Annotated in this window: 10 protein-coding genes; 1 reads left to right on the top strand and 9 read right to left on the bottom strand. The window is 63.4% G+C overall.

The genetic code is table 11. The annotated features are described in order from the left end of the window. Positions 1-14 precede the first annotated feature (14 nt). The 6 genes from nqrE to AOG28_RS00910 all read right to left on the bottom strand — a co-directional run bounded on the left by nqrE (position 15) and on the right by AOG28_RS00910 (position 6,463). Positions 15-635 carry an NADH:ubiquinone reductase (Na(+)-transporting) subunit E gene (gene nqrE, locus AOG28_RS00885; protein ID WP_043331916.1) on the bottom strand — a complete coding sequence of 207 codons (621 nt, stop codon included), beginning with the start codon at positions 633-635 and terminating at the stop codon, positions 15-17. A gap of 1 nt (position 636) precedes the next feature. Further along, the gene (locus AOG28_RS00890; RefSeq protein WP_043331917.1) at positions 637-1,305 is read right to left on the bottom strand and encodes an NADH:ubiquinone reductase (Na(+)-transporting) subunit D; all 669 of its coding nucleotides are present in this window, start codon (positions 1,303-1,305) and stop codon (positions 637-639) included. Between the two features lie 2 nt (positions 1,306-1,307). Then, entirely contained in the window at positions 1,308-2,090 is a 783-nt protein-coding gene (locus tag AOG28_RS00895) for a Na(+)-translocating NADH-quinone reductase subunit C (RefSeq protein ID WP_043331918.1), read from the bottom strand. 1 nt (position 2,091) lies between these two features. Beyond that, positions 2,092-3,324, bottom strand: coding sequence for an NADH:ubiquinone reductase (Na(+)-transporting) subunit B (locus AOG28_RS00900; RefSeq protein WP_043331920.1), 1,233 nt, complete (start codon positions 3,322-3,324; stop codon positions 2,092-2,094). After that, positions 3,324-4,673, bottom strand: a complete 1,350-nt coding sequence (locus AOG28_RS00905; RefSeq protein ID WP_054555019.1) for a Na(+)-translocating NADH-quinone reductase subunit A — start codon at positions 4,671-4,673, stop codon at positions 3,324-3,326. Before AOG28_RS00905 ends, AOG28_RS00900 begins: the two co-directional genes overlap by 1 nt. 341 nt (positions 4,674-5,014) lie before the next feature. Next, positions 5,015-6,463 carry a glyceraldehyde-3-phosphate dehydrogenase gene (locus tag AOG28_RS00910; protein WP_043331922.1) on the bottom strand — a complete coding sequence of 483 codons (1,449 nt, stop codon included), beginning with the start codon at positions 6,461-6,463 and terminating at the stop codon, positions 5,015-5,017. Between the two features lie 577 nt (positions 6,464-7,040). Between AOG28_RS00910 and mfd the strand changes: the two genes are divergently transcribed. Further along, a complete protein-coding gene (gene mfd, locus AOG28_RS00915) occupies positions 7,041-10,568 on the top strand; it encodes a transcription-repair coupling factor (RefSeq protein ID WP_054555020.1) in 3,528 nt (1,175 codons plus the stop codon). Positions 10,569-10,784: 216 nt separating this feature from the next. Here mfd and AOG28_RS00920 read toward each other — a convergent pair whose 3' ends face one another. The 3 genes from AOG28_RS00920 to AOG28_RS00930 form a co-directional block, all read right to left on the bottom strand. After that, positions 10,785-11,522: an S-methyl-5'-thioinosine phosphorylase gene (locus tag AOG28_RS00920; protein WP_054555021.1), complete on the bottom strand. Its 738-nt coding sequence runs from the start codon at positions 11,520-11,522 to the stop codon at positions 10,785-10,787. Positions 11,523-11,820: 298 nt separating this feature from the next. Beyond that, the gene (locus tag AOG28_RS00925) at positions 11,821-12,402 is read right to left on the bottom strand and encodes a hypoxanthine-guanine phosphoribosyltransferase (protein WP_054555022.1); all 582 of its coding nucleotides are present in this window, start codon (positions 12,400-12,402) and stop codon (positions 11,821-11,823) included. Continuing rightward, positions 12,383-13,729 (bottom strand): mechanosensitive ion channel family protein, encoded by a 1,347-nt coding sequence (locus AOG28_RS00930; protein WP_235506906.1) that lies wholly within the window; start codon positions 13,727-13,729, stop codon positions 12,383-12,385. The genes AOG28_RS00925 and AOG28_RS00930 overlap by 20 nt, the downstream gene beginning before the upstream one ends. Positions 13,730-13,737 lie beyond the last annotated feature (8 nt).

Below are 13,737 nucleotides of genomic sequence, written 5' to 3' on the forward strand. Positions count from 1 at the left end.
TATGCTCGGTTGCGTTACAGCTGGACGCCGGAGAAGGACATGAAGCCCAGCGACATCAGGCCAACGGTGATGAAGGTGATGCCCAGACCCTGCAGGCCAGCCGGCACGTCAGAGTACTTGAGCTTCTCGCGGATACCGGCCAGTGCAGCGATGGCCAGTGCCCAACCGAAGCCGGCACCCACGCCATAGATGACGGACTCACCGAAGGTGTAGTCACGCTGCACCATGAACAGGGCCGCACCGAGGATGGCGCAGTTGACCGTGATCAGCGGCAGGAACACGCCCAGCGCGTTGTAGAGCGCCGGCACGAACTTGTCGAGGAACATCTCGAGGATCTGGACGATCGCCGCGATGACGCCGATGTAGGACAGGTAGCCCAGGAAGGACAGGTCGATGCTCTCCGCCCCTTCCAGACCCGTCCAGGTCAGCGCGCCTTCACGCAGCAGGTAGTTCAGGATCAAGTTGTTGACCGGAACGGTCACCGCCAGCACGACGATGACGGCCACGCCCAGACCGATCGCGGACTGGATCTTCTTGGACACCGCCAGGAAGGTACACATGCCCAGGAAGAAGGCCAGTGCCATGTTCTCGACGAACACGGCCTTGATGAACAGGCTCAGATAGTGTTCGAACATGTTACACAGCCTCCTTGATCTTGGTGTTGGCGGTAATCTTGTACTCCGCCTTCTCGACCTGCTCCGGGTAGATGCTGCGCAGCACCCAGATGAACAGACCGATGACGAAGAACGCGGACGGCGGCAGCAGCATCAGGCCGTTCGGGATGTACCAGCCACCGTCGTTGACGGTCTGCAGGATGGTCACGCCGAACAGGGAGCCGGAACCGAACAGCTCACGCACGAAGCCGACCACCAGCAGGATCACGGTGTAACCGAGACCGTTGCCGATACCGTCGATGAAGCTCATCGTCGGGCCATTCTGCATGGCGTAGGCTTCAGCGCGACCCATCACGATGCAGTTGGTGATGATCAGACCGACGAAGACCGACAGCTGCTTGGACGTCTCGAAGGCGAAGGCCTTGAGCGACTGGTCGACCACGATGACCAGCGAGGCAATGATCGTCATCTGCACGATGATGCGGATGGACGACGGGATGTGATTGCGGATCAACGAGATGAACATGCTGGAGAACGCTGTCACCAGGCACACCGCGATACCCATGATCAGGGCGGTGTTCATCGAGTTGGTCACCGCCAGCGCGGAGCAGATACCGAGGATCTGCAGCGCGATGGGGTTGTTCTTGAAGATCGGCGTCGTCAGGACACCTTTAGGAGTTTCGGCTGCCATCATTACGCTCCTTTGACGTCACGGAACTGGGTCAGGTACTTGGCGAAGCCATTCTCACCCATCCAGAACTGCAACAGGTTGGTCACGCCGTTGCTGGTCAGGGTAGCCCCTGACAGCGCATCGACCTGGTACTTGGCATCCGGAGAAGACGGATTCACGCCGCCCTTCTTCAGGTGCACTTCCGGGTCCATGCTGCCTTCGGGATAGATCTTCTTGCCATCCCACTGGGCCTTCCACTTCGGGTTGTCGACTTCGCCGCCAAGCCCCGGAGTTTCGCCCTGCTGGTAGAAGGAAAGACCGACCACGGTGTTGCCGTCACCCTTCAGGGCCAGATAGCCGTACATCATTGACCACAGGCCGTTGCCGCGCACCGGGACGATGATCTCGTCCGGCTGCTCGACATCGCCGACCAGGTAGACCACGGAGTACTGCTCACGACGCTTGATGCCCGGCAGGTCTTCATCGCCAGACAGGGTGCGTGAGGTGGCCGGGTCCTTGGACATCTTGGCCTGGTCGTACTTCTCCGGGTCGATGTCGTCGACGTATTCACCGGAATCCAGGTCCACCACCTTGGCGGTGACCTTGTCACGGAACTGCTGACCGATGTCCTCGCCCGGTTGCAGTAGCTCGGCGACCGCGAGGATGTTGCTCTTGCGGTCCAGCTCGGCATTGGTCATCTGCATCGGACGCAGCACGACCGCCGCAGTGGAAACCACCACCGAGCAGACGATGCACAGCCCGAGCGCGACGCCGAGGGTTTTCTTGATGGAGTTGTTGCTGGCCATGTCAGACGGTCTCCTCGTTCGCGATGCCGGCAGTCTCGCGCTTGACGCGGCGCTTGATGTTGGCCTGCACGACGAAGTGGTCGATCAGCGGAGCGAACAGGTTGGCGAACAGGATCGCCAGCATGATGCCCTCCGGGAAGGCCGGGTTGGCGACACGGATCAGCACGGTCATCACACCGATCAGTGCACCGAATACCAGCTTGCCCTTGTTGGTCATGGACGCAGAGACCGGATCGGTGGCCATGAAGACCATGCCGAAGGCGAAGCCGCCGATGACCATGTGCCAGTACCACGGCATCTCGAACATGGCATTGGTGTCGCTGCCGATGGCATTGAACAGCGCCGAGGTCGCGATCATGCCCAGCAGGACGCCCAGCATGATTCGCCACGAGGCGATACGCGTCCACAGCAGCACTGCGGCACCGAGGAAGATCGCCAGTGTGGAGACCTCACCCACCGAGCCCGGAATGAAGCCCAGGAAGGCGTCGGTCCAGCTCATCTGCTGCATCAGGGCACCCATGCCATCCTGCGCGGCAGTGGAGAGCGCGGTCGCACCGGTGAAGCCGTCTGCCGGCACCCATACCGCGTCGCCGGAAATGCTGGCCGGGTAGGCGAAGTACAGGAAGGCACGGCCGGACAGTGCCGGGTTGAGGAAGTTCTTGCCGGTACCGCCGAAGACTTCCTTGCCGATCACCACACCGAAGGTGATACCGAGCGCGACCTGCCACAGCGGAATGGTCGCCGGCAGTGTCAGGGCGAACAGTACCGAGGTGACGAAGAAGCCTTCGTTGACCTCGTGGCCGCGACGCATCGCGAACAGCACTTCCCAGAACCCGCCGACCGCGAAGGTCACCAGATAGATGGGCAGGAAGTAGGTGGCCCCCAGAATGAAGTTGGCCCACACGCTGCCGGCATCGTGGCTACCCGCCAGCAGCATGACGATGGCTTCACGCCAGCCGCCCAGTGCGCTGTAACCGCCAGCGATGGCCTCGTTGGCCTGCAGACCGGCGTTGTACATGCCGAAGAACATGGCCGGGAAGGTACACATCCAGACCGTGATCATGATGCGCTTCAGGTCGATGCCATCACGCACGTGAGTGGTGCTGCGCGTGACGCTCGCCGGCGCATAGAAAATGGTGTCCACGGCTTCGTAGAGCGCGTAGAACTTCTCGTACTTGCCACCTTTGTGGAAGTGCGGCTCCAGGTTATCCAGAGTCTGTCGAATGCCCATCATCAGACCTCTTTCTCGATCGTGGTGAGGTTGTCACGCAGGATGGGACCGTACTCGTACTTGCCCGGGCACACGTAGGTGCACAGCGCGAGGTCCTCTTCATCAAGCTCCAGGCAGCCAAGCTGCATGCCGGTCTCGATATCACCCACGATCAGCGAACGCAGCAGCTGCGTCGGCAGAATGTCCAGCGGCATGACCGCCTCGTACGCGCCCACCGGCACCATGGCACGCTCGGAGCCGTTGGTGGAGGTGTTCGGGCGGTAGTCGGTCAGACCAGTCAGCTTCGACAGGTAGATACCCAGCACCGAGTGACGCTTGGCGCCCATCGACAGCCAGCCCATGAAGGCACGCTTGTTGCCTTCCTCGAGCAGGCTCACCTGATTGTGGTAGCGGCTGACGAAACGCAGCGCCCCTTCACAGGTCAGGCCGGAGAACACCGAACCGGAGATGACACGCGTGTCTTCCGGCTGCTCGACTTCGCCCTTGAGCAGCTCTTCGGTGCTGGCGCCCAGACGGGTGCGCAGCAGACGCGGCTTGGTGGCACGCGGGCCACCGACGGCGATGACGCGCGTGGTGTCCAGGCGACCTTCCGCCAGCAGCGTACCGATGGCGACCACATCCTGATAACCGACATGCCAGACCTGACGCTGCAGGCTGACCGGTGCAAGGTGATGGATGTGCGTGCCCGGCAGACCCGCCGGGTGCGGGCCCTTGAAGGACTCGCTGACCACACCGGAGACGTCGCCACCCGGGATATCAGCACCCGGTGCCTGACACAGGAACACCTTGCCTTCGGTCAGACGCGTCAGTGCGACGAGACCCTGACGGAAAGCGGCTTCCTGGCCCTTGAGCACCACGGCCGGATCCGCGGACAGCGGATGGGTATCGATGGCGGTAACGAAGATGGCTGCCGGCTTGGCATCCAGCGCCGGCACGCGCGAGAACGGGCGGGTACGCAGCGCCGTCCACAGGCCGGACTCGACCAGCTGGTCGACCACGACCTGACGTTCGAGACCTGCAATGGCGGCGTCGCCATGTGCAGTGAATTCCACAGCTTCGCCCTGCGCGTCGATCTCGATGACCACGGACAGAAGCTTGCGCTTCTCGCCACGATTGATCTCGACCACAGTACCGGCAGCAGGCGCGGTGTAACGGACGCCCGGGGTCTTCTTGTCGGTGAACAGGAGTTGCCCCTGCTTCACCTTGTCCCCTTCACGGACTTCCATCGTCGGCTTCATGCCGACGTAGTCAACACCCAGGATCGCTACGCGACGAACGGGCTGCGCATCCTCGATACGCTGCTCCGGCGCCCCGGCGATGGGGAGATCCAGGCCACGTTTGACTTCGATCATAGACTCGCCCAATTGTCGGATCTGATGTTGTTCAGGAAAGATCACCCATCGTAGATACGCCTCGAGGCCGACAATTGACCAGGCAACCTCGCGATTTTCGCGTATCAGGCAATGTGAATGCTTTTCTTATCAGACGGTTGGAGGTGTAGCCCAGAGATTGGACCGGCCCAAAAAAATCCGGCTCATTATAAAGATGCGAGGCCGGAAAGACCATACGACACTAAAGTGGTGCACACTCCAAAAACGCCAACGCCCCCGCCATCATTGAGGGCGGGGGCGTTGTAACAGCAGGTATTTATTTCAATTTTTCACAAGTCACGCCACAGACGCGGCGCATTGACTCAGCGCGTCGGGAAGTAGCTGAAACGCACGTTGGACATGTGCTGCAGAATACGCACCACCTGACAGCTGTAACCGAACTCATTGTCGTACCACACGTACACGACGGCCTGCTTGTCGGTGACGATGGTCGCCTGGCCATCGACGATGCCGGAATGGCGGTTGCCGACGAAGTCCGAGGACACCACTTCACAGGAATCGACGTAGTCGATCTGCTTCTGCAGCGAGGAATGCAGCGAGGCGGTGCGCAGGAAGTCGTTCATGCGCTCGGCGTCGCTTGCGGTATTCAGCGTCAGGTTGAGGATCGCCATCGAGACATTGGGCGTCGGTACGCGGATCGCGTTGCCGGTCAGCTTGCCGGAAAGCTCCGGCAGCGCCTTGGCGACGGCCTTGGCGGCACCAGTCTCGGTCAACACCATGTTGAGGGCCGCGGCACGGCCACGACGATCACCACTGTGGAAGTTGTCGATCAGGTTCTGGTCGTTGGTGTAAGAGTGCACCGTCTCGACGTGACCCTGGCTGACACCGTACTCGTCGTGCAGCACCTTCAGCACCGGCACGATGGCGTTGGTGGTACAGGAGGCCGCGGAGATGATGCGGTCATCATCGCTGATGTCGGTGTGGTTGACGCCGTAGACGATGTTCTTGAGATCGCCCTTGCCCGGTGCCGTCAGCAGCACCTTTGCCACGCCCTTGCACTCCAGGTGCTGACCCAGGCCCGCTTCGTCGCGCCACTTGCCGGTGTTGTCGACCACGATGGCGTTGTCGATGCCGTGCGCGGTGTAATCGATCTCGGTGGGCGAATTGGCGTAGATGATCTTGATGTAGTTGCCATTGACGATCAGCGCCGAGTTTTCTTCATCGACGGTGATGCTGCCCTCGAAGGGACCGTGCACCGAGTCGCGACGCAGCAGGCTGGCCCGCTTTTCCAGATCATCCTTGCTGCCACGCACCACGATGGCGCGCAGACGCAGCAGGTTACCGCCGCCGGCCTTCTCGATCATGATGCGCGCCAACAGGCGGCCGATACGCCCGAAGCCATACAGGACGACGTCCTTCGGGTCGCCGCCCATGCCGCCTTCGACGTAGCCACCGACGATGTCGGCCAGCTCACGCTTGAGGAAGGCGGTGATGTCCGTCTCGTCAGAGCGCTTGAAGGCGACCGCCAGCTTGCCGATGTCGACGTGGGCCGGGCCCAGGTTGAGCTCGATCATGGCGCGCACCAGCGGGAAGGTGTCTTCCACTGACAGCTCGACACCTTCGGCCTTGCGCACCCAACGGTGGTTCTTGAGGATGCGCACCATCGAGCGATTGATCAGCGAACGCCCGTAGATGGAGGGCACGACGTTGAAGCGGCGGTAGAGATCTCCCAACAGCGGGATCATCTGCTCCGCGAGGGCTTCATTGTCCTGCCACTGCTTGAAACAGGCTTCGAGATTCTCTTGGCTCACGGGTGCATCCTCTCACGTGCGGGCAAATAATGATGGTCGTCACCGAGCGCTTGGCGACGCCGGACAAGGCCAGCTGAGTATGCGTAACGCGGCTATGCACCACAATGAAAGGATGGTCGCACGCAGGGTAGTAGTGCTACAGAATCAACGATTTGACTACAAAAGCGTTTCCCCCATCCCGCGCTCGGCCATCTGTGTCCACGGTGCTGAAAAGCGCATCACTTGCCCCCATATAGCGACTGACTTGCTATGATCAAGCGCGACTCCTTTCATGGCGGCGACTGACGTTGCAGCCCCTTGCGCTGCGACAGCTTGCGTTGAAGCGCGCCTGACAAGCCGAGGCATCGCGCCTGCCTTGTCGCTCTCCGGAGTATGCCGCGCGCTTTTGAGTGTGCTGTGCACCCGAGAGACTGCCTTGCGCCCATGAGTCGCTCAGCGTCATCTGCATGCGTGGGCCGCTCACCGCGAGCGACTGACCCAGCACCTTATTCACTCGGGCCCTGCCCGTGACGTCATCCCGTGCCGTGAACGCCGCAAGGCGTTGCGCCCAAGCCCAGGACACAAGACACCAGAGCCCATGTTCGAGACTCCGCTGACGCCCCCGTTGCCGCGCTCGCGCCGCGAAACCACCTTCTGGATGCTCAATGACCCCAGCGCCGCGGCGCTGGCGCTGGCGCGCCTGGCCGATGCCGATGAAGCGCCGCTGATGGTCATCACCCCGGACACCGCCAGCGCCCAGCGCCTGGAAGCCGACCTGCGCTTCTATACGCGCCATCCCGAGCGCCTGCTGCCCTTCCCCGATTGGGAAACGCTGCCCTACGACAGCTTCTCGCCGCACCAGGACATCGTCTCGGAGCGCCTGCGCACCCTGCGCACCCTGCAGACCAGCCGCCGCGCCATCGTGCCGGTGCCGGTCAACACCCTGATGCAGCGCCTCGCGCCGGTGGATTACATCGCAGGCCAGGTCTTCAGTCTCGCCAAGGGCGACATCCTCAATCGCGAGGACTTCCGCTCACGCCTGTCGCGGGCCGGTTACCGCGCGGTGGAGACGGTCTACGAGCCGGGCGAATATGCCCTGCGCGGCGCATTGATCGACCTGTTCCCCATGGGCAGCGAACAACCGCTGCGCATCGACCTGTTCGATGACGAGATCGACACCCTGCGTGCCTTCGACCCTGACACCCAGCGCAGTGGCGACAAGGTCGAGGCGATCGAGATTCTGCCCGCGCATGAATACCCGCTGACGCGCGGCGCCATCGCCTGCTTCCGTGAGGGCTTCGAGACGCTGTTCGATGTCGACCCGCGCCAGTGCATTCTCTACAACGACGCCATCAAGGGCATCCCCTCGCCGGGACTCGAGCAGTACCTGCCGCTGTTCTTCGACGAGACCGCGACGCTCTTTGATCACATGGGCGACGAGCTGCGCATCGCCATGCTGCCCGGCGTGCGCGAGGCGGCCGAGAGCCACTGGGACGCCATCACCACCCGCTACGCCAATCTGGGCGTCGACCCGACACGCCCGCTGCTGCCACCGCACCGCGCCTTCGTGCCGGTCAATGAGCTGCTGGGCCTGATCAAGCAGCACGAACGCATCGAGCTGGTACGTGAGCCCAATGCCCACGCCATCGAATTCGGCCACCAGACACTGCCGAGCCTGGCCATCGATGCGCGCAGCGCCGACCCGACCCAGGCCCTGGCCAGCTTCCTGAAACAACGCCTGAACGGCGAACATGCCCAGCGCGTGCTGTTCGTCGCCGAGACCCAGGGCCGCCGCGAAGTCGTCGAGGAGCAGCTCACCCCGCTGCTGCGCGGCTTCGGGCTGCGCAGCCTGGATGACTTCGCAAGCTTCGAGCACTTCGTGGATAGCCCAGCCGCCGTCGGCCTGACCGTCGGTGGCCTGACGCATGGCACCTGGGTGGCCAGCGCACAGGCAGAAGATGCGCTGTCCAGCGATGACAGCGACAGCCACAAGGGGCTGGTGGTCATCACCGAGACCGAGCTCTACGGCGAAGTGGTACGTCAGAGCCGCCGCCAGGCGCGCGCCACCGATGACAACGAACTGGCCGTGCGTCACCTCTCTGAGCTGCGTGAAGGCGCGCCGGTGGTGCACCACACCCACGGTGTCGGCCGCTATCTGGGGCTGGAGACCATCAACGCCGGGGGTCAGGAGGCCGAGTTCCTCGCGCTCGAATACGCCGATGGCGCCAAGCTCTACGTGCCGGTGGACAGCCTGCACCTGATCTCGCGCTATTCCGGGGCCAGTGACGAGCTGGCGCCGCTGCACAAGCTGGGCTCCGAGCAATGGGAGAAGGCCAAGCGCAAGGCGGCCGAGAAGATCCGCGATACCGCCGCCGAGCTGCTGGATGTCTATGCACGCCGCGAGGCGCGTGTCGGCCATGCCTGCGACTTCCCCGCCGAGGACTACGCACGCTTCGCGGCCAGTTTCCCCTTCGAGGAAACCCCAGACCAGGCGCAGACCATCGGCGCGGTGATCCAGGACATGTGCGCACCCCAGCCGATGGACCGCGTGGTATGTGGCGATGTCGGCTTCGGCAAGACGGAAGTCGCGATGCGCGCCGCCTTCCTCGCCGTCAACTCCGGCCGTCAGGTGGTGGTGCTGGTGCCCACCACCCTGCTTGCCCAGCAGCACTACGACAACTTCCGCGATCGCTTCGCCGACACCGCGGTGGAGATCGCCCTGCTGTCGCGTTTCACCAGCGGCAAGGGCCAGGAAGCCTCGCTCGAGCGCATCAGGAACGGCCAGGCCGATATCGTGATCGGCACTCACAAGCTGCTCTCCAAATCGCTGGAGCTGCCCAACATGGGGCTGTTGATCATCGATGAGGAGCACCGCTTCGGCGTCTCCCAGAAGGAGCGCCTCAAGAGCCTGCGCGCCGAGGTCGATATCCTGACCCTGACCGCCACGCCGATACCGCGCACGCTGAACATGGCGATGAGCGGCATCCGCGACCTGTCCATCATCGCCACGCCACCGGCGCGCCGCCTGTCGGTGAAGACCTTCGTCCAGCAGCGCAACGACGGCGTGGTCAAGGAAGCCATCCTGCGCGAGCTGCTGCGCGGCGGGCAGGTCTACGTGCTGCACAATGAGGTCAAGACCATCGAGGAGAGCGCCGCGCGCATCGCGGAGCTGGTGCCGGAGGCCAATGTCGGCGTCGCCCACGGCCAGCTGCCGGAGCGCAGCCTGGAGCGGCGCATGTCGGACTTCTATCACAAGCGCTTCAACGTGCTGGTGTGCTCGACCATCATCGAGACCGGCATCGACATCCCGAGCGCCAACACCATCATCATCGAGCGCGCCGACAAGTTCGGCCTGGCCCAGCTGCACCAGCTGCGTGGCCGCGTCGGGCGCTCGCATCACCAGGCCTACGCCTACCTGCTGACCCCGCACCCCAAGGCGATGACCCGCGATGCGGTCAAGCGTCTGGAGGCGATCAGCGAATCCCAGGACCTCGGTGCCGGCTTCACGCTGGCCTCCCATGACATGGAGATCCGCGGCGCGGGTGAGCTGTTGGGTGACGAGCAGTCCGGCCAGATGGAAACCATCGGCTACTCGCTGTACATGGAGATGCTCGATCGCGCCGTGAAGGCCATCAAGGCGGGCAAGACGCCCAATATCGAGTCGCCGCTGGATGAAGGCGTCGAGGTCAGCCTGAATCTGCCGGCACTGATTCCGGCCGATTATCTGCATGACGTCCAGCAACGCCTGATGATGTACAAGCGCATCAGCAACGCCGAGAACGCAAGCGACCTGCGCGAACTGCAGGTCGAGATGATCGACCGCTTCGGCCTGCTGCCGGAGCCGGTCAAGACGCTGTTCCGCCAGACCCAGCTGCGCCAGCGCGCTCAGGCATTGGGCATCATCAAGCTGGAGGCCGGCGCCGGACGTGGTCGCATCATCTTCGGCGCCCAGACGCCGGTCGATCCGCTGACGCTGGTCAACCTGATCCAGCGCCAGTCGGATGTCTACAAGCTGGAAGGCGCCGACACGCTGCGCTTCGCCACCGACATGGATGACGCCGAGGCGCGCTTCAGCTTCTGCGAGACCTTGCTGGATCTGCTCAACGCCAAGACCAAGGCGGCCTGACGCGCCCTGCGCTGCCAGGCCGCCTTGGGCAGGAGCGTGAACTTGAGCATGAGCAAGAGCTTGAACGAAAAATGAAAACGGCCTGCATCGCGGTTGCAGGCCGTTTTTTCGTGCGGGCATACCCTCTACACGCTCTACACCCTCTACACGCCCTACCTACACCACCGCCTACCTACAACCATCGCCTCCCCCACTCTCCTCCTGAAGTCAGGCAGCTCAGGCACGGCGTGCCAACAGCGTCGCCAGCAAGCGCTGCACTCTGGGCATGCCGGCCTCGATCACGGATTCCGTGCCCGCGCGGGTCGGCTCCTCTTCGCCGACGCCCGCGGCATGGCTGATCACCAGACACAGGCTGGCGTATTCCATCTCGAGCTCGCGCGCCAGCACGGCCTCGGGCATGCCCGTCATGCCGACCAGCGTATTGCCATCACGCGCCATCAGGCGGATCTCGGCGGCAGTCTCCAGCCGCGGCCCCTGCACCACGCCCAGCACCCCGCCGGCCGTGAGGGGCAGCCCCGCCTCGGCGGCCGCCGCATGCAGCTCCTCACGCCAGACCCGATGATACGGCCAGGCGAACGACACATGCTGGAACGGCTTGAAACGCCCATCGAAGAACGAGCCCTCGCGGCCGGTGGTGTAATCGATCAGCTGGTCCGGCACCACCAGCGTGCCCGGGGCCAGCGTCGGGTCGATGCCGGACACGCAGTTGACCCCCACCACATGGGTCGCGCCCGCCTGCTTGAGCGCCCACAGATTGGCGCGATAGTTGATGCGATGCGGCGGCACCTTGTGCGGTTGACCATGACGGGCCAGAAACAGCAGCGACTGCCCATTCAAGCGCCCCTCCACGACACCACAGGAGGCCGCCCCCAGGGGCGTTTCCTGCCCGCCGCGCCTGAGCACTTCCATGCCTGCCCAACTGCCGAACCCCGTTCCACCGATCACCGCCAGCATCGCCCGCCTCCTTGCCACCCATGTGCAGGAATCTCTCGGGACCGGACACTCCGATCCTCAGCGAACGCTACTCCGAGCCAACCGACAACGACAAGCACAATCGTCACGCTCTGCGCCAGGAGAACAGAAAAGGCCCCGAAAACGACACCACCCGCCGCGGTTGCCCGGGCGGGTGGTGAAGGAATGCCAGCGTTGACGATGGCTATCGCACGCGATGGCGACTGCCATCCGGCGACTCATGTCACAGACACTTGGGTTAAAGCCCTTGGGTTAAAGCCCTTGGGTTAACCCCCTTGGGTTACAGCCCCTTGGGCGCGTAGATGCCCGGCGCGTTACGCCAGTAGCCCTTGTAGTCCATGCCGAAGCCGAACAGGAAGCGGTCTTCGACGTCGAGACCACAGAAATCGGCCTTGAAGCCCGGGTAGGCCTTGCGGTCATGCTTCTTGTCGACCAGCACACAGCTGGACACGCTGCGTGCACCGGCTTCACGGCAGTACTCGAGGATCGCGGCCAGGGTGCCACCCTCATCGAGGATGTCATCGACGATCACCACGTCGCGACCGGCCATCGGCAGCTCCGGGTTGACGCGCCAGAACAGCTCGCCGCCGCGCATCGCGCCACGGTAGCGAGTGGCGTGCAGATAATCGACTTCCAGCGGGAAGTCGAGGCGGGTCAGCAGCTGGCCAGCGGTGATCAGGCCACCGTTCATCACGCAATAGAAGATCGGCATGCGATCGCCGAGGCTTTCCGTCAGCTCAACGGCCATGCGGTCGAGTGCCACTTCAAGGTCAGCTTGCGGGATCAGGCAATCGGCATTGTCCATCACCTCACGCATTTCGTCATGCAGGGCGGTGAGGGTCTCAGGCGTCGGAGTCAGCATCGGGAGTTTCCTGGGTGTCACTGGCCTCATCTCCACGCCGGACGGGCGCAGAGGAGGATGTAGCAGCGGCGGTTGAATCAGAACGGCGGCGGGACCCGCGCGTCTGCGTGTCTGATGACGCCGCGGCATTCTCAGCCTCGGCATCGTGTTCATGGTGGCGTCCTTCAAAGGACAGTACATCGGCAAAGTGCAGACGCTGACCAGGCAGCGCCACCTGGGCATCATGCTCACGGATGATGTCGTGCACCTTGAGCAGGACATCCTGCTTGATCGCGTGGTACTTCACCCAGTCGGTGGTGCGCGTGAAGACATAGACGAAGAAGTTCAGCGAATGCTCACCGTAGGTGGTGAAGTTCACGATCTGGGTGCGCGTCTGGTCGATCTCGTCATGGCCTTCCAGCATCTCGCGTACCGCGGCAACGATGGGGCCGACCTGGGCGGCATCCTCATAGCGCAGCCCCACGGTCTCGAAGATGCGGCGATTGTACATGCGCGACGGATTCTCCACCGAGATGCTGGTGAAGATGGCGTTCGGCACGTAGAGGGGCCGCATGTCGAAGGTGCGGATGCGCGTCAGGCGCCAACCGATATCCTCGACGGTGCCCTCGATCTCGCGGTCCGGTGAGCGGATCCAGTCGCCGACCTTGAAGGGCCGGTCGAGATGGATCATCAGGGCGCCGAAGAAGTTGGCCAGCAGATCCCGCGCCGCAAAGCCGACCGCGATACCGCCGACACCCCCGAAGGCCAGCACCCCGGACAGCGAGACGCCGAGATTCTGCAGGATGGCCAGCCCCACCAGCACGACCACGACCGCCCGCAGCAGCTTGCTGATCGCCGAGGCCGTGGTGGCATCCATCGCGTTGACGTTGGTGCCGGGCGGCGGCATGGTGCGCAGCGCCTCGAAGCGCTTGACCATGCGAATCAACGCCCAGGCCAGCGCCAGCAGGGTCACGACCTGGCGCGCCGTGCCCAGGTACTTTTCGGCCCCGCCGAGGCTGAACTGGCCGGCGATGATGCCGAGCGCCAGCAACACCCCCATGCTGTAGAGCCAGAATGACACGGGATGACGCAGACCATGCACCAGGGCGTCATCCCACAGGTTGCGGCTCTTCTCGGCATGCGCCGCCAGGCGGGTGAGCACCACTCGCTCGATGAGGTGCAGCAACAGCACCGCCAACAGCAGCAGAGCGAGATTGATGCCCCACAGCGGCAGACCAGAGGTCTGCTCGACCCATTGGCGCAGCGGCTCGACCCATTGATTGATCATCTCTTCGGCAGGCGCTGCCAGCTTGTCGGCAGCAGCCTCGGTGGCGGATTGCTCAGCCATGGGAATTC

Origin of the sequence: Cobetia sp. UCD-24C, from assembly GCF_001306765.1 — a bacterium.
GTDB lineage: Bacteria > Pseudomonadota > Gammaproteobacteria > Pseudomonadales > Halomonadaceae > Cobetia > Cobetia amphilecti.

Excerpts from the sequence above, each read along its gene's own strand:
- nqrE (WP_043331916.1), bottom strand. The coding sequence starts at position 635 with ATGTTCGAACACTATCTGAGCCTGTTCATCAAGGCCGTGTTCGTCGAG.
- AOG28_RS00890 (WP_043331917.1), bottom strand. The coding sequence starts at position 1,305 with ATGGCAGCCGAAACTCCTAAAGGTGTCCTGACGACGCCGATCTTCAAG.
- AOG28_RS00895 (WP_043331918.1), bottom strand. The coding sequence starts at position 2,090 with ATGGCCAGCAACAACTCCATCAAGAAAACCCTCGGCGTCGCGCTCGGG.
- AOG28_RS00900 (WP_043331920.1), bottom strand. The coding sequence starts at position 3,324 with ATGATGGGCATTCGACAGACTCTGGATAACCTGGAGCCGCACTTCCAC.
- AOG28_RS00905 (WP_054555019.1), bottom strand. The coding sequence starts at position 4,673 with ATGATCGAAGTCAAACGTGGCCTGGATCTCCCCATCGCCGGGGCGCCG.
- mfd (WP_054555020.1), top strand. The coding sequence starts at position 7,041 with ATGTTCGAGACTCCGCTGACGCCCCCGTTGCCGCGCTCGCGCCGCGAA.
- AOG28_RS00920 (WP_054555021.1), bottom strand. The coding sequence starts at position 11,522 with ATGCTGGCGGTGATCGGTGGAACGGGGTTCGGCAGTTGGGCAGGCATG.
- AOG28_RS00925 (WP_054555022.1), bottom strand. The coding sequence starts at position 12,402 with ATGCTGACTCCGACGCCTGAGACCCTCACCGCCCTGCATGACGAAATG.
- AOG28_RS00930 (WP_235506906.1), bottom strand. The coding sequence starts at position 13,729 with ATGGCTGAGCAATCCGCCACCGAGGCTGCTGCCGACAAGCTGGCAGCG.